Genomic DNA, 26,187 nt, shown 5'->3' with positions numbered 1-26,187 from the left:
AGTGCCCGTACGGGATTCCCGTTCCCACGTGCGGCAGGGCAGATGGTCGGCGCGTCGCAAGAGACCGCGGTCCGCGCGGTGGGGAGGGTCACGCCTTGTTTGGTGTAGGCCGCCATGAGGGCTGCGTAGGCTCGAGTCCCCCTCTCACCGAACGCTCTGAAAGCCTCAGTCCGTATGTCACTCCGCCTGAACATTCCTCAGCCTGGCCGCGTCTCCTGCTTCGCTCGCCTCACCGGGGGCCGCCGTTGTGGACCCAGGTTCTTGGCGATCAACGCCTTTTCCCAGGACCGAGCCGTGTCGCGACAGCGTGGTTGGTGGTAGATCCGATGTTGTCCAACCCCTGGGCTCGCGTGACGGGGACGGCGCCATACGCGGTCCCCGAAGATCTGCCCCACTTGCAGGCCCTCAGGGCCACGACCACCGGAGCGAACCCGAAATACCGGCTCGACCTGGCGCTTCCGCCGGAACCGTTCCTCGGGCTGCATGACGCCCCACTGGTCACCCTCCTGGCGAACCCGGGCCGGAGCGAAAGCGACCCAGCCGCCTACGCACGCCCCGGGATCACTCCAAGGACCCTGCACAACATCGCCACCGACGGCGGAACGCCGAACCACTTCCTGTCGGGTGCCGAGCCCGATCACCCGGGGAGCCTGTGGTGGCGCAGGACCTTGCGCGGACTGACCACCCTCGGGCACAGCTATGAGGAGCTCTCCAGGACGGTCCTCGCCCTGCAGTTCCACGGCTACCACTCGCCCGAGTGGCGCCCAATCCCGTTCACGCTTCCCTCGCAGAGCTTCACCTTCGACCTGGTACGCCGTGCCATGTCCCGCGACGCAGTGATCATTCTCGGGCGCATCGCGGACGTATGGACGATCGCGATCCCGGAGCTGAGGTCGTACCCGAACGTGGTGACGCCGAAGACGCGCAGGAACGCAGCGATCAGCCGCGGCATGTTCACACCACAAGACTTCGAACGGATCACCGACGCCCTCGCCGTCTGAGCGTTTCGCTTTGCGGGTCAAAGGGCCTCTCTGCCTAGGTCGAACGGCTCTACAGGCCCTGACCAGCACGTGATGCCGTGGAGAGGCACACCCTCTGGCCTCGGGCAGTGCCTCCATGGCTGCCCCCAACCGGCAACGAGAACGCCATTCGGATCTCCTTGCCCGAAGACCTGGCCACCGCGATACCGACGTAAGGAACGAATGACTGATGCCTGAGACTCGATGCGAACGTTGCGAGCTGATCGTCGGTGCTGGGTGTGCGTGCCCGGCGAACGGGAGTGCGCCACGAGTAGCGCGGGGCGTTGCGACCGTGCGTGCGCACTGGGTCGGCTGGCCACAGAACTCGATCATTGTTTCCCCTGCCGGGAACGCCCACCTTCCGGGGTGTGGGCACCTCGAAGACAGCGAGATCGCCGCCCCGAAGTTCGGATGGGTCCAGGATCCCGTCCCGGGCGCCTGGGGGCGGATATCTGAAGGGAACCCGCTGCAGGCGACGAAGGGCAACGCGGATCGGGTAGCTGTCCGTCGTTGCGAGTCCTGTGACGCCGGCTACTGAGCGGGACATCGTCACCGGCCCCAGCCACGTTGGGCTTGTAGACGCTCTCTCGAGCGCGGTGTCGGCGATGGCGACCGGCCGCGAGGACCGTGCCCGCGCCACGATGGAATCGATTGCCTTCGTCCGGCCGGAAATCACACCGCGAAAGCAGGTGCCCCTTCGAAGCCTGACCGCGATCTACGACCGCGACCGGTACCTGTGCCGGTACTGCGGCAGAGCCACCGTGTGCCTGCCCGTCCTGCGCATGATGTCGGGTCTCTTCCCGCAGCAGTTCCCCTTCCACCCCAACTGGAAGGCCGACAGCTGCCACCCCGCATACTCGGAGATCAGCACTTCAAACGATCACGTCGTACCGGTGTCGCGAGGTGGCGACAGCCTGGACGAGACGAACATCGTCACCTCCTGCGCAGGCTGCAACTACCGCAAGTCTGATCTGCTCCTTGAGCACCTCGGGATGACCCTGCAGCCGATCGAGCACAACTCCGCGTGGCGCGGCCTGGCAGACATGTACCGGCCACTGTGGGAAGCGGCGGGACAGCCCACCCTCTCCACCAATGACAAGACCTGGATGCGGCTGACGGACGCGCTCTACAGGGAAACATGACCCCCCACACCAGCGTATCCACAGGCACCAACACACGTACACAACGGTGCAGGCCAGCGCCTATCGAGCTGGCGTTGCAGGTTACGGCGGTGCTGGAGGTGCCGATGGTGACCAGCTGGCACAGCGAGCGCCCCGTACGGCAGTGAGCCGAGCGCCACCTCCAGCCTCGGCGCGCACGGCTGCGCCGAGGCGCGCATCCTGAAATTGAGTCCCGAGGTTGTGGAGGGGTCATGCTCCAGAAGTGGGCCCAAAAGCGCTACGCGAAGATCCTCGATGAATACTGGTCCGCCATTGAACCCTTCATGCAACCCGGTGAACAACGGCTCGCCTATGCGCCGGCCATGAGCCTCACCAGCGACCTCCCGCCACGCGAGGGATACCTCTACCTGAGCAGTACGACCCTCTACTGGGGCGCCTACCTCGGCCAGGGACGCCACGTGAGACCTGCGTACGCCGAAAAGCACAGGTCGTGCCCGGGAGCACGACTCAGCAGGGAAGGCGTGCTGCAGGTCGCCTCGTCTACTGAGGAGGGCTGCTTCGCTGCGTTCACCGCCGCACGAGGTACGCAGCGCGCATTCAACGAGCTCTGCGACTTGTATGCCAGCACCCTGCGCATCGCAAGGACAGCCAGGTAAGGCGGTGCGTTAGCAATGGATCCCAAGCATGACGTCACACCGGAGGCCGTAGCGGCCCGCCGAGCGGAACAAGAGAAGAGCTGGTGGGGCCGCCGGAAAGCCAAAGCTCGCGCCAAGAGCGACGAGAGATGGGCTAACCGTGACGAGACAGTCGTCCGCGAGCGTTTCACCATCGAAGTGACGGAAAATCTAACTGGCTTGGGTGGGGCCCTTGAACACGAGAGAGGCCGAAATCAGAGCCTTCGCTACCGAGTCGTTGTAATCGACACCCAAACGGGTCGCCCGCAGCACGTCTCCCAGAGTTTCACGTATCGGATGGCATTTACAGACGGCGAAAAGTACGTCGGCAAGCTGGTCAACGGCACGAAGCTGGTGAAGTAGCCGCCGACGGCGTGGGCAACCCGCTCTTTGCGGGCTGGGGCGCCACCCCATCCACTCCGACGGCGAAGCCGGAGGGTGCGGCATCGCATCCACTCCGACGGCCGTACGGGAACACAGGGCGCAGAACTCGACCGTCTCGACATGCCGTCGCAGCGCCGGGATCCACCGTGCCCCCGATGCTCCGAATGTGTGACGTCGCATCAAGTGTGCTCCCCAGCACCGACAGCGCTCCGGCCTTCGAACGAACGGATCACGGACGCCTCGTGTGTTGCCCATCATGCGGTGTCATCAACTGGTGAAGTTGCTTCCTGTTCTCAGATGTAATTCCACCTTGAGCAGGCACGATGGCTTCGGCATCGGCGAACTTTCCTGAACTGGCTTTATTTTCCTCAGAGTTCACTACTCTGGTGGGAGCTGGAGCAGTGGAGGTAGAGATGTCGGAGAGCGAGGGGACCCCTCGGGTCCTGCGGATCAGCTTCGAGTTCAGGGTGCCGCGCGCGCTGAAGAGGAACATCCACGGCAGTCGGGTGGAGAAGGCGCTGGACGCGCTCACCGAGAGGGTTCTCGGGCTCGCGGAGGCGCACTTTCCGTGGGCGAGTGAGGTCGTCGTGCGCAAGGAGTGGCTCTACGACTGGATTGATGAGCGCGAGACGCACCCGCTGGCCGCCACCGAGTACAACTCGGCCCGCTGAGACGAACACCCGCCCGGCGGGCCGTCCGCACCCCAGGGCCGGAGCGTGGCCGGTGAATGGTTCATGCACATCGAGGAGGACTGGTTGAGAGACAGGGACGTCGTGCCTGTCGTGCTGTCCGAAGGTCAGCACCAGGACATCCTCAACACCCAGATCATCCCGGTCTTCACCGGTGGCGCCGTTGCGCAGAAGCAGCCGGTGAAGGTGCTGGTCGCCGGTCCCCCGGGCAGCGGCAAGTCCGAGGTCGCCGACCTGATCCACGCCGCGCTCGGCCGTCGGGGCGGGGCGGTGCGGATTGGCTCCATTACCGAGCGCCTCGTGAGTGTCTGGATCACTCGTTGGAGCGGTGTGTAGGCCCGTTGCGTTCTCTTTTACCGATCTTGGCAAGCCTCTTCGTGGCATCGGGCTGTACGGAGAGGGGGATCGGTGCGAAGCGTGATCGTCTTGGACGAGATCCGCGTGCAGCAAATGGTCCGGGGGGACGGCGGGTTGTCGTTCACGATCGTCTGGCCGGACGGCTCGGTGGATGAGGAAGCGGATAGCTTTCTGCGGATGTACGAGGGTTCGGGGACGCAGAGGACGTACGCGTTCACCCTCGTTGATCACCTGCGGTGGCGGGTGCGCGAGGGGCTGGTGACGGAGCGGGTCACGGTCTCCCGCGCGACGGTGTACCGGGTCCTGGAACGAGCACGAAGCGCCAGCACCGACACGCCGGACGATGCAGCGCCATAGCGGCTCACTCGGCACCCATGTCTTCGATGAACGCCAGCGTCTGGCGCGCGGTATCGAGAGCGGTGGCGAAGACATCCGGCCAACGACCCGCCAGCCCCTGATACATCTCCACCGCCCAGGTGATGGCGGTCAGGGCCTCCTCCCACCGCCCCAGACCCACCAACCGGATCGACTGGTCGCTCAACGCCATGGCGAGGTCCGGCAAGTCGGGATCGGGCGCCGTGGGTGAAAGGAGCCACCAGAACTGGAACCCAAGACATGGGGCAGGTCAAACTGGAACCCAAGGCGTGGGGCAGGTCAACCTGTCACCCAACCCTGCATCAGACCCGTTGTTGATCCCTCGTGGTCTGTGACGTTGGGGGCACACGAGCCGCTCGACAGGGTTTGGTGAGGTACGTCCACGGCGTGAGTGCTGTCGATATTCAGGGCTCCTGACCACGCACCTTCGCCCCTGTGACGCGGCTTCAGTGTCATTACCTCGTCGGTAGTTCGGCTACGGCAACACCCGTTGCCCCGGCGACCACCACTGCGGGCGAGCCGCTGACTAGGTATGTCATTGCAAGGTCATTCACCGCATTGTTGGTCAAGAGAGCGTCGCCCACAGCCTGTCTTGTTGCCAGATCCCACACCCGCACCCTCCCATCGCCACTTCCTACGACGGCCAGTGCACGGCCGTCCGGTCGCACTACCGCCGTAACTGCCTGCACATCGGTGTGGCTAGTTAGGAGTTCGCCGACTGGCTGGCTGGAGGTTAGGTCCCACACTCGCACGGTGTGGTCGTAGCTGCCGGTGACTGCCAGCGCGCGGCCGTCCGGTAGCGCTACCGCCGTAACGGCAAGCACCAGGTCCGTATGGCCATGCAGGGGTTCGCCGACTGGCCGGCCCGAGATCAGATCCCATACCCGCACTGTTCCGTCCGACCTCCCGGTGACTGCCAGCGCACGACCGTCCGGTAGCAGCACCGGTGCGACCGCAAGTACGTGCCCTGTGTGGCCGCGCGGGGGTTCGCCGACTGGCTGGTCCGAGATGAGATCCCATACCCGCAGGGATGTGTCGTTGCCTCCGGCTGATACCACTGCCACGCGGCCGCTCAAGAGTACGACTGTCGAGAGCGACCAAGCCGGAGCGTTACGACCGGTGAGGGGTTCGCCGATCGGACGGCCTGTAGCGAGGTCCCACACGCGTACCGTGCGGTCGTCGCTGCTTGAAACTGCCAGTGCGCGGCCGTCCGGTAGGACCGCTGCCGCCACTGACACGACCGAGCTGGTGTGGCCGGTGAGGGGCTCGCCTGCCGGATGGCCGGTGGCTAGGTCCCATATCCGAACCGTGTGGTCCTCACCTCCGCTGACTGCCAGCGCACGGTCCGGCGACAGCGAAATCGCCGCAACCGCGAGCACCTGTCCGGAGTGGCCGGTGTTGGGATCGCTGGCTGGATGGCCTGTTGCCAGCTCCTGCATCCGAACCGTGTTGTCTTCTCCAGAGGAGAGCACCGTTGCACGGCCGTTCGGCAGCACCACCGCTGACACCAGTCCAACATGGTCAGGAAGGTCGATGAGGGGTTTGCCTGCCGGATGGCTGGCGAGAAGGTCCCACACTCGCACCGTGCGATCGGCGCTGTTGGTGATCGCGATCGCGCGGCCGTTCCGCAACGCGACCGTCGACAGCGACGAAACCGGGGCAGTGTGGCCGGTGAGGGGTTGGCCGACTGGACGGCCGGTCGCCAGGTCCCACATTCGCAGCGTGCAGTCTTCACTTCCGGTGACCGCCAGGGCGCGTCCGTCTTGCAACACCACGGCCGCCAGCGCCAGTACCGTGCTGGCGCCTCCGGCCCGGGAGTCACCGACCGGATCACCCGAGGCCAGGTCCCACAGCCGCACGGTGTGGCCTTTGCCTCCGGTAATTGCTAGAACGCGGTTGTCCGGCAGCACGACCGCTGCTACTGGGGCGGTGTGGCCGGTGAGGGGTTGGCCGACTGGACGGCCGGTCGCCAGGTCCCACACGCGTACCGTGCGGTCGTCGCTGCTTGAAACTGCCAGTGCGCGGCCGTCCGGTAGGACCGCTGCCGCTACCGACACGACCGAGTCGGTGTGGCCGTACAGGGGTTCACCGACTGGCTGTCCCGAGATCAGGTCGCTCATTTGCACCGTGTTGTCTTCACCGGCGGTGAGCAGCAGGACGTGGCCGTTCGGCAATGCCACGCTCGCCAGCGCCCGCACCGGGCCTGCGTCGGTGGTCCGGGATTCACCGACCTCAAGGCCAGAGATCAGGTCCCACACCTGCACGCCGAGGTAGTCGCCGAAGGCGGCCAGCGCACGGCCCTCTGATGTCACCACCGTCGAGACCGCGAGTACTGGGGTGTGAAAGCTCGTGAGGACCTCACCTTTATGCGGATTTGGAGTGGCCCAATGGATTCGCCAGCCGTCTGGTGTGGTGCGTTCGGGGAAGGGGGTGCCGAGGCGGGCGGCGTGAAACTCCAGAGTTGCGGCGTTCTGTGTAGGGCGGTCGAAGTCCCATTGGTGGTTGGCGTGGCGGAAGGCACTCCATAGGCCGGAGGTGGTATCGGGCTCAGTCTCGCTCGCGGTGACGCTGCGCAGGCGAACGGCGTCGAGGTAGGGGAGGAGGCGGGGGGTGAGGATCCGGCGGTCGAGGAGACCAGCCGAGTGGGCGTGTTCCGTGAGGTGGCGGCGCAGGTAGGGGGACAGGTTGGGAGGGTCGTCGGCCAGGGCGTCGTTAGCCATGGTCAGGAGACGGTGAGTGATGCGGGCTTCGGTGTGCTGCGTGTCCTGAGTGATGTCGGTCATGGGGCGGCCGTGTGGAGGAGATTGCGCCAGTGGTCGCGCAGGGTGGCGCGAAGGGCGTCATGGAAGAGGCGGTAGACGGTGGTGTTGTCGGCGATGTCGGTGGTGAGGTATCCGCCGAGGGGTGAGGCGAGTAGGTCAGCGATGTCGGTGTCGCCGTATGTGCGGTCGAGGTCAACGGCGTTGGCGAAGGCCGGCCAGATGCGGTGCCAGGGCAGCCCACGGCCGCGGGCGAAGGCGACGGCGCGCAGGAGGTGGACCGCTTTGAGGCGATCTTCGGTGTGAGGGCGGTGGGCGTACAGGTCGGCGCGGAATACGCCCAGGACACCCTCGTCGACGGTGGCCAGCCACGCTGGGTCGTCAGGGTCGACCCGTACGGGGCGGGCCGCGAGGTTGGCGGCGGCGATGCGGGTGACAAGGAAGGAGGTGCCGGCGTGGTGGGCGAGAGCCTGGGCAACGGCGGCAGTGGCCTGAGGGAGAGTGTAGGGGGTGTTGTCGGTGGTGGTGAGGATGCTGGCGGCGTAGTTGGCGAGGTCGCCGTCGTGCCACCACGGGGTTTCGTCTGCTCGGATGCGGCGTGCGGTGAGCAGGCGTTCAGCCTCGTCAGCTAGTGGTATGCCACGTGACGGACGTGTGGCGGGTGGGGTGCCGTCGTCGCCACCGGGTGAGCGAACACCGATGATCAGCCGTATCCGCTCGCGTCCAGAGTCAAGGTGGGCCAGAACGGTCCTGAGAAGGGTCAGAGGGTCGTCGGCCTCATCGAGTGCGTCGACCACAATGGTCACTGGCATGCCGCGCGCGGCCAGCCAGTGCTGCCATGCGGTGATCCACTCATCCAGCGACGGCGTGGCGCCCGATGTCCGCGGTGTTGGGACGTCCAGAGCGGCGCATAGCTGCGCGATGACTTCATGGGCGGTCTTTCCCGTGGCCAGCACGGCCACATCCACCGCCCCTTCGTCGGGCTGTAAATCTTCGGGGACCTCGTCCAAGTACTCGCCGTAGCGGGCGCGGAACGCGGCGTCGCTCAAGGTCACCAGCCGCGCCAGTACCGCGGACTTACCGCTGCCCGCGCCCCCGGTGACCACCGTCGCCCCTCCAGGGCCGCTGGCTGCGGCAATCAGGTCTTGCATCAGTTTCTGGCGCCCGGTGAACAGCCAACCCTCCTCGCCGCTTTGAGCTACGCCCCGTGAGCGGGGCTCCCAGTGGGCGTCCACATCCTTCTGGGGCAGGGCCAGATCACTGCGCTGCTCGGCCACGGGGGTCTTGTCTGCTGAGCGGTAGTGGGGGTTGGGTAGGCATGGGTGGGGACCCGAAGCCTGACTGCCGGGTAGCGGGATCAACCGCTGTCCTTCGCCGAGTTTGCCCTGAACCCCGTCCAGAAACACTTGCACGTCCAGCAGCGGGATCTTCGGGCCAGCGTACGACTCGCCATTGTGGGATTGGAGCTCGGTTAGGAACGCAGTCACCGCACCGGTCAACGCACCCAATACAGCCTTCTGGTCCTTGGTGGCGCTGGGCAGCACAAACCAGGTGCCGGGCAGATCGGTCTCGAACGCGGCGATTTCGCCAATGGTCCGGCCAGCAAAGCACTGGTCCAGAATCAGGAACAGGTGCCGGATGCGCGTGTTTTTAAGCCAGTTGATGAGGTCCACCGTGCGTAGAGCCGTTGACTCCACGCGGTCAGACTCGGTGGCCTGCAGCACCGTCCAGTGCGCACCAGATTGCGTCACGCCGTGGCCGGTGACGAAGACAACCGCCGCGTCCGCTTCCCGCCACCGACGATGCCCTGGCGGATCCTCCAGAGCGTCGCGGACAGCTCCTTTGGTCGGATTGTCCGCCAGCTCCTCATACGCGGGAGCGAAGGCCCGCCCGCCAAGATCGAGGCAGCATAGCCACTCACGCAGAACACGCACCTCGACACCGACGGCTAGGGGCTCGTAGTCGGGGTCGTCGTACTCGGAGGTGGCGATCGCGACGAAGTGCCGGCGTTTGACCTCCCCATCCACCGGTGGGGAACTCACTTCGCCAACTCCGGCAGTACCGCCAGGACCGCGGCGCCCGTCTGCTTCTTACCCAGGTACCGTGACGCGGAGTGCGCATCACCCCCGTTGTCCAAGATCACGTCCTCTATCCCGGGCCAGTGCCGGGATAGAGCGCCGGCAAACGCCACGGGGTCTCGAAGGTCGCGTGCATTCACCCATGTCGCCGCCCCCTGTGGCAGGCCCTGCCGGCCGTGGCCGGAGTCGGGCAGCAGGGCCCGAACGAACCGCGCCCCGAGCGGCGAGCCGATAGTGAGCAACAGGTCCAGTCGGCGCTCGGGGTTCCGGCGGACAAACTCAAACGCCACCACCGATCCTAGGGAATGCCCCACCAGCACCCGACATTCATCCGTTACCACCTCATCGACGATCGCGTCGATGCTCACCTTCAAATGCTGATCGCGCAGGTAGCGGCGGACTTGCCGGAACGAGCCTGCGAACAGCAGTGCCGCCCCGGGGCCGAAGCGCCAGTCCAATGCCCGAAACAGCACCTGTAGTGCACGCGGCACTCTCGAATACCCCTTGGATACCTGCTCCTTGCCTATCAGCATCGCCTCCGCCCCAGCGGCCTCCTCGCCAGAGGCGATTAGCTCGTCCAGCTCCTCCGCCGGCAGGCTAGCCAGATCCGCCTCGACCGCGGCTGCTTTGCTGCCGCCTCCGGCCGAGCTTGTTGCGTCGAGGAACAAGCGCCCGTAGTAGGCAAGGTCGAACGGCAACTCGGCAACTCGCTTCCCATGCGCGGCCGCCTCCACTCCGTCCGCCAAAGACGGCCCCCACACCGCCATCAACTGCCGCCGCCCCAACTGCTGCTGAGCGATCCCATGCACGCCGACGATCACCGACACTTCACACCCCCGAATGCTCGACCCCAGATCAACCTGTTCAAGCCACCATGCGCACCGAAGCCACAGCCACACCAGTGCCACACAGCACGACCACTAGGTCCCCATCCACCACGGTTGCCGCCAACGCCCGCAGCCGCCCCGGCGCACGCAACACGGCACACGCTGGCAGGCCGGCAGCCAGGTCCCACACCCGCACCGTGCTGTCGTCGCTCCCGGAGACAGCCACAGCACGGCCGTCCGGAAGCGTCACCGCCGCAACGGCGAATACCGAATCGGTGTGGCCGGTCAGTGGTTTGCCTATCTGTTTGCCGGTAGACAGGTCCCATACCCGTACCGCGTTGTCGTCGCCTCCGGTGACCGCGGCCCACCGACCGTCCGGAAGCCCCACCACCGCAACTGACCACACGAAGTGGGCAAAGCCGGAGCGATGTTCGAAGAGAGGTTGGCCAGTTCGTAAGTCCCATGCCCGCACCGTCGCATTTCGGCTACCGGTCGTGACCACCACTGCACGGCCATCGGGCAGCACGTCTGCAGCTAGCGCCCACACCCCCTTGGTATGGCCGATCAACGGCTGGGCCGCCCACCGCCCGGTAAGAACATCCCAAATCCGTACGGCCGTGCTATCGCCACCAGCGATCGCTACCGCTCGGCCATCGGGCAGCACCACCGCAGCCACCGCATTCACATGCTTCCTGTGTCCAGTCAGGGGGCTGCCGATCTCCTGACCAGCAACGAGGTCCCATATCCGCACTTGGCCGTCACGGCCTCCGGTGACCGCTACCGTCCGTCCGTCCGCCAGCACCAATGCGGCCACCGACGCCACCCAGTCGATCGGCACGGTCAGAGGCTCGCTGAGCATCTGACCGGTGGCCAAGTCCCACACCCGCACGGTGCCGTCGTTGCTTCCGGTGACCACTGCCCTTCGCTCGTCGGGCAGTAGCAACACAGCAACCGAATGGTAGGAACTATCGGACAGACGTCCGACGACCTGCCCATCGGCAGTGAGGTCCCAGATGCGCAGTGTCTTGTCCATACTCCCAGTGATTGCCACCGTCTGGCCGTCGGGGAGTGCTACCGCCGCAGCAGCGAGCACCGTACCCTCGTGGCCAGTGAGGAGTTCGCCGACCTGCTGGCCAGTGACAAGGTCACACACCTGTACCCCGGCACCCTCACCGCTGACTACTGCGATTGTGCGGCCGTCTGGCAGTATCACCGGGGCAATCGCCCATATCCATGGCATGGCCACAGAGATCGGTTCGCCGACCTGCCGGCCGGTGGCAAGGTCACACACCCGTACGTCATTACCTCCGGAGACCGCCACCGTCCGACCGTCCGGGAGCACCACCACCGCAATTGCCAACACAGTCCCGTCGTGCCCCGTCAGGGCCCTACCGACCTGCTTGCCGGTATCCAGGTCCCATATCCGCACCTGGCCGTCGTCGCCTCCGGAGACCGCCACGGTCCGTCCGTCGGGCTGCACGACAGCTGCCACCGCCATTACCCGTCCGGTGTGACCGTCCGGGTGACAGCCGACCATCTGGCCGGTGGCCAGGTCCCATATCCGCACCTGGCCGTCGTCGCCCCCAGTCATCACCACCGTCCGTCCGTCCCGGCGAACTGCCGCTGCTGCCGCTGTCACCCGTCCGGTGTGACCGGCCGGGTGACAGCCGACCATCTGGCCAGTGGCAACGTCCCACAGCCGCACTGTGGCATCCCGGCCACTTGTGACCGCCACCGCGCGGCCGTCCGGCAGCACCGCCGCGGCCATCGCCCCAACCCACCCGACGTGACCAGCCAAGGGTTCACAGACCATCTGGCCGGTGGCAACGTCCCACACCCGTACTTCGCCGTCATCACCCCCAGCGATCGCCGCTGTCCGCCCATCCGGCAATATCACCGCCACCACTGACCGCACTGCGCCGGCGTGTCTGGCCAGGAGTTCACCTTGGCCCAGACGCCATGACGCCCACCGCCCGGTCCATTCCTCGCCGGTAAACGGACCAGCGGGAAGGCCAGCACACACCGCAAACAGGCTCAGCGTGCAGGCATTGCCCATTGGGGACTCCCAGTCCCATGCATGCGCAGTCTTGCGCCACACCCTCAGTAGATCCCGCCACGGCATTTTGCCCGTCTCTATCAGAGAATCTACTGCGCTAGTCAAAGCGCGCAGGCGACCAGCATCGACATAAGGCAGGAACTCCCACGAGATGAACCGCTCATCGAGCACGCCGCCCGCCTGCGCATGTTCCACGGCGTGCCGACGCACGTACGCCGGCGGAGCAACAGCCACGCCAGGCGGCCCAGCCGGTTGAGTGAAACGGGACAACTCATCAGCGATGCGTGCCTCCACCACGCGAATCTCCGCCAGCGTGTCCGCCTGCGCTAGACCACCGGACACGCTTTCGACTCGGTCGTCAGCCGCACTCACGTCCACCCCCCGGCTGTGCCCCTGCGTACAGGTCACTAGAGGCTGCAGCACACTGCTATTAAGGAGTTCAGTCAACCCATCGAGCCAAAGAGCTCGTAACGCCCAAGTTTCCTCGGTCGAGCGAGTACGGGCCATCGGCATCGAAGCCAAGATCGGACCGTTGGAGCTTGAGCGGTTTGTGCTGCCTACGATGGAACAGCTGGGCTGGGTTCAGTGCGACCGGCGGCCCGACGGGGGGCTGGTCAGCGTGGCGGCCTTCGTTCCGCCGAATGCCGAGCTGTTGGGTGCGACGGATCGGCTGCTGGGCATGCTGTTTGCCACGCCGACGCAGCCCGCCGGCTGGAGATCATGCGGGCGACCTCAATCCAGCCGCTGGAGCGCCCTGCGGCTCTGCAGGCAGGCTCTGGCTACGGGGATGAGTCTACCGAGCGGGCGTTGGGCTGCTTGACCACCGTCAGCCTCGTGCGCGAGGTGCAGAGTAAGGACGGCCGCGCGTTGGTCTTCAATCCGAACATCTGGGTCGGTGACGCCGAGGTGGTGACGGCCGCGCTGCACACTGAGGACGCGCGCGTGCAGCGAGAGGTCGCTGCGCTAATTGAGGAGGTCATGGCCTCGCCTGGTATTCCGGAGGAGCACGTCAAGAGCACCGAACAGCGGTGGATCGACTTCGCTGTCAGTGCCGGGTCCAGTGCAGTCACGGATGCCGACTGCTGTGCGGCGGCGGCCACCAGGTGCTCGTTTACGCCCTCCTCACCTCCTGCTCGCACTGCTGCGGGCTGTTGACAGCGCGAGCACCGCCTCCGAGCTCTCCACGGGGCGGGTCGACGCACACGCTTCCCGGCCATGGTGCACCAGCCCCACCGCGGCCTCCCGGCTCAGTACCACTCCACAGTCGAAACCCTCTGCCCCGTGCAGGCTGGGCAGCGGCACCACCGCCGCCGTCTCGGACGCCACGAAGTAGCGCTCCATCGCCGACCAGGGCTCCACCAACCCGATATGCAGCGTCTTGATCCCGTTGTGGCGTGCTCGCGGGTCCCGTAACTCCAGCAGCCGCAGCAGATGTGCCTGCAGTTCCTGGTGGCATGGTGGCCCGTACAGGACGCGGTAGTGCACCAGGTTGGGCCGCTGGGCCACCGCCGTCTCGATCGACGACAGGTACGTCTTCTCGCGGCTGTGCGAACCGGTCACCACCAAGTGCTCCTGGGCGCCGGCCACCACCTCGACCAGATCGGAGTACCGGGTCAGGACCCGAACCACCACAGCGGTCCCCGACTGCTCCAGGACGCTGGCCTGCGCACCGTCCTGATGCGCGAACAGCACCTCCGTGCGCTCCCGGTACAACCGGCACAGCGCTGCGCGGTTGCGTTTGCCTGTCCGCCGGCGCCCCGGCTCCCAGGCACTGAGCAGACTCGCGTCCGTGGAACCCCCAGTGAGAGCGTTCAGCGCATCGACGGCCGCCTCCTGCGTCAAGTTGCGGGCGGTGCGTGCCCGCTTCAACGCCGACTCCACGTGAGCATCTTCCGCCATGGCCGCCCTCCACATCCCTGAGCGAATCCGCGCGCTCCCCACTATCAACCTGCCCAGATCAGAGGGGAACTACAGGTATCAGCCTGTGCTGCCGACGAGCAGGACGGTGGTGAGCGGATGATCTCCTGCGCTTCCCGGGCAAGGAGTTCCTCCCGTACTTGATCCCGAGCACGCGCTCTTCGACTGCAGTCCACGGATGGAGTGGGGTGAGCTGCACAGAGCGCGTCGTCCCAAGAGCAGGGCCTCTCCTCCGCCTATCGCGGAGTAGAGGTGTCGTCAGACGGGAGAGGCTTGCCAACCGGCGCTGACCAGGCGCGGTGAAGGATGCGCGGAAAGGGGTGGTGCAACTCTCGGTGCAGCCCTCGGTACAGGTATCTAGCACCCGGCGCAGCCCACTGCCCAGCACCCTGTGGAAGCAACCTCCATTCGCCCGGCGCGGGAGCCCTCTACGGGCTGGGTCGGAAGCTAGGGGTGGTGGACGATGAAACGAGTGCGTCACCAGAACCCTCACGCAACAGCCGTCAATGAAAGACTGTTCGACTTAAAGGCGGCAGTCCATACAGGGGGCGGGATCTACTCGTGGCGACACCACTGCAGCTGACACGAACGCACCGGATACTCGTCGGTGTTGTCGTAGCCGGTGCGGTAGTGATCGCCGGGATCGGTTTCGCAGGGAGTTACGCGGCGGTCCGCGAGCTCGCCCAGGAGAAGGGCTTCGGGAACTTCTCGGTGGTCTTCCCCATCGGGATCGACGCGGGCATCTGTGTCCTGCTCGCCCTGGACCTGCTTCTGACCTGGATCCGAATCCCCTTCCCGCTGCTGCGCCAGACGGCGTGGCTGCTGACGGCGGCGACGATCGCGTTCAACGGCGCGACCGCCTGGCCCGACCCGCTCGGCGTCGGGATGCACGCCGTGATCCCGATCCTGTTCGTCGTCTCCGTCGAGGCCGCGCGCCACGCGGTGGGCCGGATCGCGGACATCACCGCGGACAAGCACATGGAGGGCGTGCGCCTCACGCGCTGGCTGCTCTCCCCGATCCCCACGTTCCGCCTCTGGCGCCGTATGAAGCTGTGGGAGCTACGCCGTTACGACGAGGTCATCCGCCTGGAGCAGGACCGCCTGATCTACCAGGCCCGCCTCCAGGCACGCTACGGCCGCGCCTGGCGCCGCAAGGCCCCGGTCGAGTCCCTGATGCCGCTGCGCCTGGCGAAGTACGGGGTCCCGCTCGCGGACACCGCCCCCGCAGGACTTGCCGCCGCCGGGATCGAGACACCGTTCGTGTCCGTCGTACGGGTCAGCGATGCTGCAGCAGAGGCTGACGGACAGCAGCTCTCCTACCCGGTCCTGGATTCGGCGCCCGGATCCGAGGAGTCGTGGCTCACCGGGCAGCAGGTGCACGACGGCGATCTCGAAAGGCCGGCGTACGGCTTCGTGCCCGGGCCGCGCGCTGCGGAAGCGGAGGCCGAGCCCATGCACCGGCCGGTCGAGGACGAGCCGACATTCGCGGAGGCTGCGGTCGAGGAGACCCGCGCCCACCGGGCCGAGGACTTGGGCTTCCCCGGCCCGGAGCATCTGGACGCGAACGGTGCTGAGTTCGCCGGCCCCGTCGGTCCCGTGAGGTCGCCGGAACCGGCTTTCTCTGAGAGCTCTCTGGAGGTGTTCTCGGTTGAGGCGGAGCAGCCGCTTGAGCCGGTCGCTGTGCAGGAGACGGTCGCTCCTGCAGCAGCTGCTCACGAAGGGGTGGGTGTCGGGGGTCAGCAGACTTCCCTCGATGTGCTGGGCGTGGCTGGGGATCCGCTGGTGTGGGAGGGCGCGGTGGCCGAGGCCGGTGCGGCGACGGCCCGGGTGCCGGAGGAGCGCCAGGAGCCGGAAGTCGATGCCGAGGAGCGGCGGGTTCGTACGGTCGCGGGATGGTTGGCCGAGGCCGAGGCGGAGGGGAAGAAGTTGTCCGGGGCGGAGGTGGCTCGCCGGTTGGAGGTCTCGCCGAGTACGGGTCAGCGTGCGCTGCGCAACGCGCGGAAGTTCGCTGAGGAGCAGGCGCGGACGCAGGGGCGTGCGCGCCTGCGATCGGTCAACGGCCGCTCCTGATCCTGCTTTCGTAGAGGTGCCGATGACCGGGACCGGTCATCGGCACCTGTGCGTCTGGGTTCCGGCGATGACCGATTTCCCCGGCTGTAGTGCGTGACCGGTCGCGGCGCGCGGTCGGTCGTGACCGGTTGTTGGGCGGGTGAGGGGTGACCGGTCCTCCCGCGGTCGGTCACCGGTCGTGACCGATCCGGCCGGGTCCGTGACCGCTGGCAGGCTAGTCTCGCAACGGCCCCGTGTGAGCACCGTGGTGCCGGATGCGCTTCGGCTTGTCACGCCCCTGGGGGGCTTGCCGGGGGTTGCTTCGCCCGGCTATCGGGGGCTTGCCGAGGGGGACATGGGGCTTGCCAATTGGCTTGCCAGAAGGCTCTGAGCTGGTCTTTTCGTGATTTCGGCAAGACGTTCGGCAACCCGGTGTGAGGAGAGTTCACGGCACGAGATCCGAAAGGAGCTGTGCCGTGCTGAACCTGAATCGCCCCGCCCCCGCCACCGGCCTCGCCGCTGGTGGAGTCTTCGCCGACCTGGACGCCGACTGGGCGCTGCTGTGCGCGGACACCTCCGTACGAATGGCGGTGACCGACTGGCTGACGACCGATCGTCTCGCCGAGGGCGTCGCCGCTGTGACCGATTCTTGGGTGCGCGCGCTGGGTCCCGCCGAGCTCCTCGCCGCGCTGCGCCCGCCGGCGGGAGCGCTGAGCGATGAGCTGACCGACGCCGTGCTGCGCAGTCTGCTGGAGCGCGCGGCCGGTCATGACCGGTCCGCGATCCTGGCCGGGCGGATCGTGGTGCAGGCGATGATCCCGGCCGCGGTGCGGATGACCCGCGGACAGGTTCGGCCCTTCGGCGGCCGCCGTTTCGACGACGTCGCGCCCATGGTGATCGCCGCACTGTACGAGGTGGCCCGCTCGGGGCGGATCCACGCTCGCCCCGGCCGCCCGGCGGCGAACCTCGCGCTCGATGCGCTGCGCCGGGTGTGCCGAGAGTTGGCCGCAGAACGCGAGGAGCGCGGGGAGGACCTGGCGGCCGCCGAGGATCTGGCGGACCCGTCGCCCGGGCCAGACGAGTACGTCGCCGGTCGGGAGGTCCGTACGGCGGCGGCCGCCGCCGGGCTGTCCGCGGGCGGCGACCCGTTCGCTGAGGAGCAGACGCACAGTGCGCGCCTTGAGCTCCTCGACCTGGTCCTGGACGCGATGGAGAACGGCACGCTCTGCGGCGCCGATGCGCGGGCCATCGCCTGGCACTACGCCTCCATCCCCGTTCCCGACTCCCGGGCCGCCGCCGTGGTCGGCACGACGCCCGCCGCGTGGCAGCAGCGGCGCAGCCGGGCGCTTGGCCGGTTGCGCTCCGCGCACCGCCGCGCGGCCTGACCACCCTCGCCCACCCCTTTTTGATGGTTGGAGTTCATTCGATGCCTCGCCGCGTAACGGTCCGACTCGACACCGGCGCAGAGAGGGTCACCCGCGCCCAGCGGACGCTGATCAACCTCGGTGCCGCTCTGGTGATTCATCCCTTCGACCCGGTGACGCACGACAAGCTGCGCCCCTTCCTCATGGACGAGGCCGCCGGGGTGCTGGCGTCGCTGCGGGTGCTGGAGCTGCGCCCCGAGGCGCAGTTGCGTGAGCGGATTGCAGAGTTGACCGGTCGGCGCCTTGAGCAGCCGTCGGGCGGTGCGGCATGAAGCGCTCTCTCCTGCGCCGTTCCTCTCGGGGTGCCGGCTTCGTGGAGGCTGGCCCCGAGCAGCTGACGGAGCAGCACCCCGACCCCTCGGACGGTTGGTCGACGGGAGCACGCGCCAACACCAGCACCTTGCTTCGGTGGGCCGCTTGGGCACTGCTTCTTGTCGGCCCGATGCTGGGGGCAGCCGCCTGCCTCTCCATCCCGTCGGTTGCCGCCGGCCCCCGGCCGGCCGCCGCGCAGGGCACCCCGGTGGCGACCGGGTCCCAGGGGGCGGCGGGCTTCGCGAGCCTGTTCGTCGCCGCGTATCTGCGGGCGGGAGAGGGCGATGAGGACACGCTCGCCGCGTTCTTCCCCGGTGCCGCCGACCTCCGCCTCGAGGGGGCCCCGAACCGGCGCAGCGGTGAGCAGTTGACGGTGGTGAGGCTGCGGCAGACCGACGCCGCCGTGTGGTCGGTGACGGTGGCCGCGCAGGTCACCACGGCGGCGCCGAGTGATGCCACGCCGACGCCGACTGCGATGGCCTCACCCGATGCCAGCGCCCGTGTGGGTGGTGAACTCCGCTACTTCCAGGTGCCGGTGGCGACGGGCCCGGCAGCGGGCGGGGCGACGGGGTACGTCGCGCTGTCGATGCCGGCGGAGGTCTCCGCACCCCCGAGGATCGCCGCACCGGATCTGGTCTACGGGCTCATGCAGCCGGCGTCGCCCGCCGATGCGCGGACCCAGGCCGTCATCGAGTTCCTCACCGCCTACCTGACCGGGAGCGGTGAGCTGGACCGCTACCTCGCCCCTGGGGTGCAGGTCTCGCCGATCCGCCCTGCTCCGTACACGGCTCTGTCCGTCGACCAGCTCGCCGTTGAGGGCGCGGGGGGTGCCGAGTCGGAGACGAATGTGCCCGTCGACGGCACCACGTTGCGCCTGCTGGTCAGCGTGCACGCCACCGGTTCCGACCAGGTGCGAGTCCCCCTGACGTACGCGCTGACCCTCAAGTCGAGGGCCGGGCGGTGGGAGATCGCCTCCCTGGATGGTGCCCCCGCACCCGCTCCTGCCGCTGGCGCCCGGACTGCTGCCGCACCCCTCTCGCCGTCGCCCACCTCCTGATTTTTCGACAACCGCAAGGAGTTCATCGTGCACACCACATCCGTCACCCTGTCCGCCGGCTGGATCTCCACGCTGACCCACTTCGGCACCGACACCAAGAGCCTCATCTTCAACATCGCCATCCCCGTGCTGTGCGGGCTGTTCGTCGTCGTGACCGGCTGGAAGTCCAAGGCGGCCGGGCCGACGATCATGGCGGTGATCCTGGCGGGGGTGGTGTGGGGGCTGTCCTCGGACATGGGGACCCTCAAGGACAAGACGACCTCGACCGTCAATGAGTACGACGGCGGTCCCACCACCCTGCAGGGCGACCAGTGAACGCCGCCGCTCCGGAGGGGATCGAGGATCTCGTCGGCCGCTGCTACACCAAGGCGCGCCGTGCCCCAACGGTCGTGGGCGTCATTCCGGGCGGCATGGGGCGCAGCATCCGCCTCCCGTTCGGGCCCTACACCCTCACGCAGCTCGGGGCGATGGTGGCCACCGCGGTCCTGCTGGTCCTCACGCGCCCGGTGTGGGGTGGTCACGGGTATGCGGACGCGGCGGCCGTCTTGTTGCTGCCGTTCGCCGCGGCGTTCGCGCTGCGCTACCTGCACGTGGATGGCCGCAACCCGTTGGCCGCGGTGCTGAGCGTGGGGCTGATGCTTGCCAGTCCGCGGCGCGGCCGCCTGGATGGCCGGTCGTGGCGGCCCGCCCCCGCGCGGCGCACGGACTGCCTCATCACCCTCGGCACGCCCGCAGAACCCGTTCGACAGCCGGCACCAGCCCCGCCCGCGGTTGCCGACCCGCCAACTCGCCCCGCACTGCGTACTCCTCACGCCCCGACCGCTCCGAGCCCCGTGCCCCCTGCCCCGGCCCCGGGTGTGCCCGGCCGTCCGGTGGTCTCCGGAGTGCAGGCCCTTCTCGCCCGCCGTACTGCGGCGCCGACATCGACTTCCCTGGAGGACTGATGCGCCTGCCCGTACGGCACATCGCCAACAACATCATCTGGACCACGCTAGGCACCTGCTGGGCGATCTGGCGGGTGGAGGCCGCGAACTTCTCCCACGCCCCGCACGCGGCGAAGAAGCGCCGGCTGGAAGCGCTGGAGGCCTTGTTCAAGTCGCTGACCGGGGAGCCGATGCTGCTCTCCCTGTGCCCGCAGGTCGACCCGGTCACCGTGGTGCGCGCCATGGTCGCCGACGTCGACCTGGCCCGCAGCCCGCGCTACGAGCAGCTCGGCCACACGGTCTTGGACCAGCTGGAGACGATGGAGCTCACCGGGCGCACCGACTGGCTGGCGATCCCCCTGCCCAACCTTTCCTTCAAGGACGGGCTGCTGAGCGTGCTGGCCTCGGCTCGGGCCGAACTGGCGCTGCAGTTGGGGCTGTTGCCCGCCGCGGTGGGCACCCGCGAGGTGGAGCAGCGCACCGCGCAGGCGGCCCGGATGCAGGCGCAGTGGCCCAGCGGGGTGGTGATGCGGCCTGCGGGCGAGGCGGAAATCTTGTGGATCTACGGGCACAGTGCCCGGCGTGGTGTTGTCGAGCCGCTGCTCCCCGACGACGCCGCACACAAGGCGTCGCGGCGGGGCCGTACAGCGGCGGGGGTTGGCCAGACGCTGCTCGCCGAGGGCGGAGCCGACACCAGGCGCACCGCGCTGCCCGCGAATCCGTTCAACCGCCGCTACCTGCAGGTCACCACCGAAGCGGGGTCCTCCTTCCAGGCGCTGCTCGCGCTGTCGGAGATGCCCGCCGCATTCGCCCTGCCCGGGGCCGCGTATCTGCAGCAACTCGATGACCTCGACTACCCGGTGGACTGGTCGGTGCGCCTGCACATCACGCCGGGGGTGAAGGCCGAACCGAAGATCCGGCGGCGTACCCGAGTCCTGGAGGCGCAGGCAGCAGAGTACGAAGGCGACCCGGCAGGGCCCCCGGCGGCGATCGAGGAGAACAAGCAGGACAACCAGGAGCTCGGCGAGCGCCTCAGCACATCGCAGCGGGAGGTGGAGCTCCGCGCCATGGTCACCCTCGCCGTCTGGGGAACCAGCGCGGACGAAGCCCAGGAGCGGGCGCAGTCCCTCGCGGCGGACTTCGGGGCGACCGGCTACACCTTCAACCGGCCGGTGGGCGAGCAGTCGGCGCTGTGGCACGGGATGCTGCCGGGCTGCCGCACGCCGCGGGTACTGCTCGGCTACGCCCAGTACCTCCTCGCGAAGGACTTCGCGATGTCGATGCCCTGGTCCGGTCAGGTACTGGGAGACGAGCGGGGCGGGTTGTACGGGTGGCAGGTCGTCTCCGGTGGGATCCGCCCGGTCCTGCTGGACGCATCAAGGGGGCCACGCGAGGACGCCTCGGGGTCGATGGCGTTCATCGGCGAACTCGGCGCGGGCAAGTCGACGGGTGAGAAGGCGGCGGTCTACAACGTGCTGGCCCGCGGCCATCAGCCGGGCCGGCCCGCCTCGCGGGGGCGGGTGGTCATCGTCGACCGCACCAAGGACGAGGAGTGGGTGCGCTTCGCGCAGGCCTGCCCCGGCACCACCCAGATCATCCGCATAGACCAGAGCGCGGAGGTCTCCCTGGACCCGCTGCGCATGTACGCCCACTCCCCCAAGGTCGCCTCCCGCTACTGCGAATCGTTCCTGACCCTGTTCCTCGGGGTGCGGCCCATGGACCTGGAGGGCGTCGCCCTCTCCGAGGCCGTCGAAGCCGTCCTGGAGCGCCCGAACCCCTCCATGCAGGCGCTCATGGAGGAGCTGTCTGTCCGCGGCGCCAACGACAGTGCCTCGCACACCCTGGCCCGCAAGCTCAAGGCCGTCGCGCGCAAGGACCTCACCGCGGTCGTCTTCGATCCCACCCTGCCGGTCGTCGACACCCAGAGCGCCGCTTCGGTGGTGTTCGCTGTGAACGCGCTGGCGCTGCCGAAGAAGGCGGAGCTGGCCTCCGCGCACCGCATCGAGCGCCTGGAGTTCGAGAAGGTGCTGGGGCGGGCGGTGATGTACCTGATCGCCGCCGTCGCGAGGGAAACGGTCCTGGCCTCCAAGGACGAGTTCGCGGTCGCGGTCTTCGACGAGTGCTGGTGGCTGACGAGTTCGGACGAGGGCCTGGACCTGCTGCTGGAACTCCTGCGGGACGGTCGCAAGAGGAACGGGGCCGCGTACGTCGGCAGTCACGACCCGGACGACATCGGGCCGGCCGACAGCGAGAAGGGCGTCATCATCCGGGGGCTGATCCCGCACCGGCTGATGTTCCGCCAGACCACCCGCACCCTGGCGATGCGCGGGCTGGAGTTCCTCGGTGTGGACGCCGACGACCAGGACCTCCTCGAGCTGGTGACGACCGGGCTGTCGCCCATCAACGTCTCCGAGCAGGAGAAGTCCGCCCGCGCCGGCGAGTGCCTCTACCGCGACCTGTCGGGGCGGATCGGGTTGATGAAGGTCGTCATCCCCGACGACCCACAGATCACCCCCGCCATCCACACCACGCCCAGCGACTACCGGAGCGCGGCATGAGGGCCGGGCGCGGCCGAACCGGGCTGAACTTGCGGGTCTTGGGGGGTGCGCGGCTGCGCTGGGCGCTGGTCGTCGCCGCCCTGGTGGCCACCGCGTTCACCTGGCTGTCCGTACTGCCCGCCCAGGCCGCGCCCACCCCGACACCGTCACCGTCTTCCACCGCGCCGGCGACCACCCCGGCGGCAGGGGCGCAGCGTGCGCCGAGTGCCGAGGAGATGGCGCAGATCGAGGAAGTCCTGCGGGAACAGGGCGAGCGGTTCTCCAAGGCGGCGCAGGAGACGTTGTTGCAGCAGCGCACCGATGCGCTGCGTAAGCGGTTGCCCCAGGAGGGCGGGATCCTGTCGGTGTTCAATGTCGTCGACTCCGGCGGCATGCCGATTTCCGCGTACACCGTGAAGTCGGATACCGGGGGCGTGCTGGACTGGAGCAAGGGGGTTCAGAACTTCCTGACCGAGCTGTGCTTCCTGATCACCAAGTGGGTGATCGCGTTCTGCTGCTGGCTCATCACCTGGGCGCTGTCCTTCGGTCTGGCGAAGCTCTTGATGACCCCGGTGCTGTCCGTGACGGGGAGTCTGCACGCGCGGGTGATCCTGGAGATGGGCCTGCCGGGGCTGTTTCTTTCGGTGTGCGCCCTGGTGTGTGTGGCCCGGATTTTCTTCGGTGACCGGACCCGCGGCTGGGGTGACGCCGCACTGTCCCTGCTGATCGCCGCCCTGACCTCGACGATGCTGGTCTCTACCCCGCAGACGTTGATGGGTGATCAGGACGGGGCCCTGGCCATGGCCCGCGGCCTGGCCCTGGAGGTCGCCGACGTCATCCTGGACGCCCACCCCAACGACACGTCCACCTCCCGTAGTTCACCCACCCAGGTCGACCCGGCCGCTCTGGCCCGCCCGCTGACCAACGCGCTGACCGACGCGTTCGTCGTCAAGCCGGCCATGCTCCTGCAGTACGGACAAGTCTTCGACGGGGACTGCGCGAAGCTGTACTCCGACACCAAGCTCTCCCAGCTCAGCTACGACCGCCAGGTGTCGGGCCGCATGTCGGTGCTGAAGAAGCTGACTGGGCTGGCCGACTACATCACCCCCAGCGGAACCGTCTCCACGTGGTACGACACGCAGATCGACATGTCGGTGCAGTGGGCCGTCGACCACTTCGGGAATCCGCCAGACGATGCCTTCGAAGCCAAGTGCGTGCCCGACGCGGCCAGTGCGAAGGAGGCGTCCCTCGACAAGATCGGCGGGGCCCTGTTCCTGCTGCTCGCCGCCCTCATCGTCACCGTGCTGATCGTCGCCCTCACCGGCCGCTTCCTCATCGCCCAGGCACGCATCGCGTGGGACGCGGTCCGCGGCGAGGCCGCCCTCGTCGCCGGCACCCTGCCCGGCTTCGGGCGCGGCATCCTGTGGGACTGGTGCGCCTCCGTGCTGCGCTCCCTGACCGAGATGATCTGGTCCGTCGTCGCGCTCGCCGTGTTCATCGTGTTCATCCAGGCCGTCCTCGACCCCGTGCAGAACCAGGGCACCGAGCTGACCCTGCGGTTTTTGACCGTCGACTTCCTGTGCATCGGTGCCCTCATCAAACGCAAGAAGATCACGACCAGTTCGCAGCGGATCGCGGGCAACTTCCGCTCCAAGATGAGCAGCGGGCGGATCGGCGGCACGCACGGAAGCATCTTCGCCCCGCCCGCCTCCACGCCGATCGCCAAGAAACCTCACCCCGCGCGGACTGTCGCTCGCGGCATGGTCCGCGGCGCGCTGGTCGCCACCTCCCTCGCCCAGGGCAACCCGGTCGCGGCCGCCGCGTACGCGCTGCCCAGCTCGGTCGGCGCAACCATGCTGATGTCGCGCCTCGGCTACGGCGGCCGCCACCGGCCCCGCGGGCGGACCACCGGTCCCGGCCGCGGCCCCACGCAACGGCCCCGGCCTCTGCCGAATCCGGGGCAGACGCCCGTGCCGCAGCCGACTCCGGGCGGCCACGGCCCCGGCATGGTTGCTGGCCCCGGCCTCCAGCTCATCATGGCGGGGCCGCAGCAGCCCAGTGGCCCCAATGTTCCGCAGTCGAACGGGCCTCCCGCCCGCGCGCCCGGCGTGGTCGGCGCGCGGGCCGGGCAGCGGCACACCCCCAACCATCCAGTGCCGACGCAGCCCGCGGCTTCCCCGCGACAGCAGCAGCTGCGTCAGCGCCTCAACCGTCGCCCCGCCGGGGGCCGTCCATGACCAAGACGGTCAAGGCCTGGGCGGTGGCAGGCTCTGCAGTCGTCACCCTTGCTCTGGTCCTGCTGACCGCGATCGCCGCGAACGTGGCTGGCGTCGGCAACGACCAGGCCCAGGCCGCCGCCCGCAACCGATCCCAGTGCACCACCACCGGCGGCGCCGGCGGTGAGGAAGTTGATGCCGCGCAGGTCGCTGCACAAGTGCGCGCCGTCCTCGCCGGGAGTACCAGCACGGTCACGGTCTCCGGGCTCTCCGCTCCTGCCGAGCAGATCCCCAACGCGAGGGTGATCGTCGCGACCGGAGTCCAGCTGAAGGTCTCCGCCCGCGGGCAGGTGATCGCGCTCGCCACCGCCCTGCAGGAATCGGGGCTGCGCAACCTGTCGGGTGGGGATCGCGACAGCCTCGGCCTGTTCCAGCAGCGGCCCTCGCAGGGCTGGGGCACCCGGGCGCAGATCCTCGACCCCGTGTACGCGGCGACGAAGTTCTACCGGGCGCTGAAGTCCGTGAAGCATTGGGAGCAGTTGCGACTCACCGACGCCGCCCAGAAGGTCCAGAAGTCCGCATTCCCCGGCGCGTACGCCCGCCACGAAGCGCTCGCCACCGCGCTGCAACAGGCCATCGCCCCCACCCTCGGCTCCCCCATCGCCAGTACGTACACGACGAGCTCCGCAACGCGGCGTTGCGGGCATGAGGTCAGCATCGATCCGGGGACGTCTGGTCAACTTCCGGCCGGCTACCAGATCCCCGCCGCTCCCGTGGCGGTGCGCACCGCGATCCGGTGGGCTCTCGACCAACTCGGCACCCCCTACCAATGGGGCGGCACCTGCACCAACCCGCACGGCAGCGAGCCCCGCGACCGGTGCGACTGCTCCTCGCTGATGCAGCGCGCGTACGGTGTCGCCGGCATCGAGCTCCCCCGCGTCACCTACGACCAGGTGAAGGTGGGACGCCCCGTCGCTGTCTCCGCGATCCGCCCGGGCGACCTGATCTTCACCGTGGGCGCCGCGTCACGGCCCGAGCACGTGGCCATGGCGATCGGAAATGGACTGCTCGTGCAGGCGCCCCGGCCGGGGCGGTCGGTGGACGTGGTCAAGATCGACCTGGAGTCGGTGCTCGCCGTACGCAGAATCACCGGGTGAACCCGAAGAGCACCGAGCGCCGGGCGGGCCTCCTCGGCCAACAGACTCCGGCATCCCTCAGTCCTCTCCGGTCCCGCCAGCAACTCGCGCCCGGTATGACAAACAACTAGATAGAGGGAATGCCGGTTCAGCCGCCTACTCCACAAATCTGCACATGTCACATTCCATGACATGAAGAAGGTCTCCGCACTCGTGTCCCCTGTCGCCGCGGCGACCATGCTCCTCGTCTGCTTCGCCGCCCCGGCCCAGGCAGGTC

General features: G+C 68.1%; 23 protein-coding genes. 17 read left to right on the top strand and 6 right to left on the bottom strand.

The window, feature by feature from the left end:
* Nucleotides 1-395: 395 nt before the first annotated feature.
* The 7 genes from OG707_RS41700 (at nucleotide 396) to OG707_RS41670 (ending at nucleotide 4,601) form a co-directional block, all read left to right on the top strand.
* Nucleotides 396-1,001: a hypothetical protein gene (locus OG707_RS41700; RefSeq protein WP_329127417.1), complete on the top strand. Its 606-nt coding sequence runs from the start codon at nucleotides 396-398 to the stop codon at nucleotides 999-1,001.
* Between the two features lie 623 nt (nucleotides 1,002-1,624).
* Nucleotides 1,625-2,161 carry an HNH endonuclease gene (locus OG707_RS41695; protein ID WP_329127416.1) on the top strand — a complete coding sequence of 179 codons (537 nt, stop codon included), beginning with the start codon at nucleotides 1,625-1,627 and terminating at the stop codon, nucleotides 2,159-2,161.
* Nucleotides 2,162-2,391: 230 nt separating this feature from the next.
* Nucleotides 2,392-2,796 carry a hypothetical protein gene (locus OG707_RS41690; protein ID WP_329127415.1) on the top strand — a complete coding sequence of 135 codons (405 nt, stop codon included), beginning with the start codon at nucleotides 2,392-2,394 and terminating at the stop codon, nucleotides 2,794-2,796.
* A gap of 15 nt (nucleotides 2,797-2,811) precedes the next feature.
* The gene (locus tag OG707_RS41685; RefSeq protein ID WP_329127414.1) at nucleotides 2,812-3,177 is read left to right on the top strand and encodes a hypothetical protein; all 366 of its coding nucleotides are present in this window, start codon (nucleotides 2,812-2,814) and stop codon (nucleotides 3,175-3,177) included.
* A gap of 434 nt (nucleotides 3,178-3,611) precedes the next feature.
* A complete protein-coding gene (locus OG707_RS41680) occupies nucleotides 3,612-3,869 on the top strand; it encodes a hypothetical protein (protein WP_329127413.1) in 258 nt (85 codons plus the stop codon).
* Nucleotides 3,870-3,932: 63 nt separating this feature from the next.
* Nucleotides 3,933-4,223, top strand: coding sequence for a zeta toxin family protein (locus OG707_RS41675; RefSeq protein WP_329127412.1), 291 nt, complete (start codon nucleotides 3,933-3,935; stop codon nucleotides 4,221-4,223).
* Between the two features lie 90 nt (nucleotides 4,224-4,313).
* Nucleotides 4,314-4,601, top strand: a complete 288-nt coding sequence (locus OG707_RS41670; RefSeq protein ID WP_329127411.1) for a hypothetical protein — start codon at nucleotides 4,314-4,316, stop codon at nucleotides 4,599-4,601.
* Nucleotides 4,602-4,605: 4 nt separating this feature from the next.
* On the opposite strand, the gene OG707_RS41665 is transcribed toward OG707_RS41670, so the two are convergent.
* The 5 genes from OG707_RS41665 to OG707_RS41645 all read right to left on the bottom strand — a co-directional run bounded on the left by OG707_RS41665 (nucleotide 4,606) and on the right by OG707_RS41645 (nucleotide 12,711).
* On the bottom strand, nucleotides 4,606-4,806 hold the full coding sequence (locus OG707_RS41665) for a hypothetical protein (protein WP_329127410.1): 201 nt from the start codon (nucleotides 4,804-4,806) through the stop codon (nucleotides 4,606-4,608).
* A 268-nt stretch (nucleotides 4,807-5,074) separates the two neighbouring features.
* Entirely contained in the window at nucleotides 5,075-7,402 is a 2,328-nt protein-coding gene (locus tag OG707_RS41660) for a WD40 repeat domain-containing protein (protein WP_329127408.1), read from the bottom strand.
* Entirely contained in the window at nucleotides 7,399-9,405 is a 2,007-nt protein-coding gene (locus OG707_RS41655) for an ATP-binding protein (protein WP_329127406.1), read from the bottom strand. The genes OG707_RS41660 and OG707_RS41655 overlap by 4 nt, the downstream gene beginning before the upstream one ends.
* 11 nt (nucleotides 9,406-9,416) lie before the next feature.
* A complete protein-coding gene (locus OG707_RS41650; protein WP_329127404.1) occupies nucleotides 9,417-10,283 on the bottom strand; it encodes an alpha/beta fold hydrolase in 867 nt (288 codons plus the stop codon).
* Between the two features lie 37 nt (nucleotides 10,284-10,320).
* Nucleotides 10,321-12,711 (bottom strand): WD40 repeat domain-containing protein, encoded by a 2,391-nt coding sequence (locus OG707_RS41645; RefSeq protein WP_329127403.1) that lies wholly within the window; start codon nucleotides 12,709-12,711, stop codon nucleotides 10,321-10,323.
* A 444-nt stretch (nucleotides 12,712-13,155) separates the two neighbouring features.
* On the opposite strand from OG707_RS41645, the gene OG707_RS41640 reads away from it, so the two are divergent.
* Nucleotides 13,156-13,494, top strand: coding sequence for a hypothetical protein (locus OG707_RS41640; protein ID WP_329127402.1), 339 nt, complete (start codon nucleotides 13,156-13,158; stop codon nucleotides 13,492-13,494).
* On the opposite strand, the gene OG707_RS41635 is transcribed toward OG707_RS41640, so the two are convergent.
* Nucleotides 13,462-14,238, bottom strand: coding sequence for an XRE family transcriptional regulator (locus OG707_RS41635; RefSeq protein ID WP_329127400.1), 777 nt, complete (start codon nucleotides 14,236-14,238; stop codon nucleotides 13,462-13,464). The genes OG707_RS41640 and OG707_RS41635 overlap by 33 nt on opposite strands.
* Nucleotides 14,239-14,817: 579 nt before the next feature.
* Here OG707_RS41635 and OG707_RS41630 point away from each other — a divergent pair.
* The 9 genes from OG707_RS41630 (at nucleotide 14,818) to OG707_RS41590 (ending at nucleotide 25,931) form a co-directional block, all read left to right on the top strand.
* Nucleotides 14,818-16,326 (top strand): DUF2637 domain-containing protein, encoded by a 1,509-nt coding sequence (locus OG707_RS41630; protein ID WP_329127399.1) that lies wholly within the window; start codon nucleotides 14,818-14,820, stop codon nucleotides 16,324-16,326.
* A 455-nt stretch (nucleotides 16,327-16,781) separates the two neighbouring features.
* Complete coding sequence (locus tag OG707_RS41625; RefSeq protein WP_329127397.1) at nucleotides 16,782-17,690, top strand: hypothetical protein; 909 nt, start codon at nucleotides 16,782-16,784, stop codon at nucleotides 17,688-17,690.
* A 41-nt stretch (nucleotides 17,691-17,731) separates the two neighbouring features.
* Nucleotides 17,732-18,001: a hypothetical protein gene (locus OG707_RS41620; RefSeq protein ID WP_329127396.1), complete on the top strand. Its 270-nt coding sequence runs from the start codon at nucleotides 17,732-17,734 to the stop codon at nucleotides 17,999-18,001.
* Entirely contained in the window at nucleotides 17,998-19,098 is a 1,101-nt protein-coding gene (locus OG707_RS41615; protein ID WP_329127395.1) for a conjugal transfer protein, read from the top strand. Before OG707_RS41620 ends, OG707_RS41615 begins: the two co-directional genes overlap by 4 nt.
* A gap of 27 nt (nucleotides 19,099-19,125) precedes the next feature.
* Nucleotides 19,126-19,413, top strand: coding sequence for a hypothetical protein (locus OG707_RS41610; RefSeq protein WP_329127393.1), 288 nt, complete (start codon nucleotides 19,126-19,128; stop codon nucleotides 19,411-19,413).
* Between the two features lie 95 nt (nucleotides 19,414-19,508).
* Entirely contained in the window at nucleotides 19,509-20,042 is a 534-nt protein-coding gene (locus tag OG707_RS41605; protein WP_329127392.1) for a hypothetical protein, read from the top strand.
* The gene (locus tag OG707_RS41600) at nucleotides 20,042-22,579 is read left to right on the top strand and encodes an ATP-binding protein (RefSeq protein ID WP_329127391.1); all 2,538 of its coding nucleotides are present in this window, start codon (nucleotides 20,042-20,044) and stop codon (nucleotides 22,577-22,579) included. The genes OG707_RS41605 and OG707_RS41600 overlap by 1 nt, the downstream gene beginning before the upstream one ends.
* 38 nt (nucleotides 22,580-22,617) lie before the next feature.
* Nucleotides 22,618-24,795, top strand: coding sequence for a hypothetical protein (locus tag OG707_RS41595; protein ID WP_329127388.1), 2,178 nt, complete (start codon nucleotides 22,618-22,620; stop codon nucleotides 24,793-24,795).
* A complete protein-coding gene (locus OG707_RS41590) occupies nucleotides 24,792-25,931 on the top strand; it encodes a C40 family peptidase (RefSeq protein WP_329127386.1) in 1,140 nt (379 codons plus the stop codon). Before OG707_RS41595 ends, OG707_RS41590 begins: the two co-directional genes overlap by 4 nt.
* Nucleotides 25,932-26,187 lie beyond the last annotated feature (256 nt).

Origin of the sequence: Streptomyces sp. NBC_01465 (genome assembly GCF_036227325.1) — a bacterium.
Classification (GTDB): Bacteria; Actinomycetota; Actinomycetes; order Streptomycetales; family Streptomycetaceae; genus Streptomyces.
Note: the sequence above shows the minus strand (reverse complement) of the source record. Positions and strands in the feature narration are given on the sequence as shown.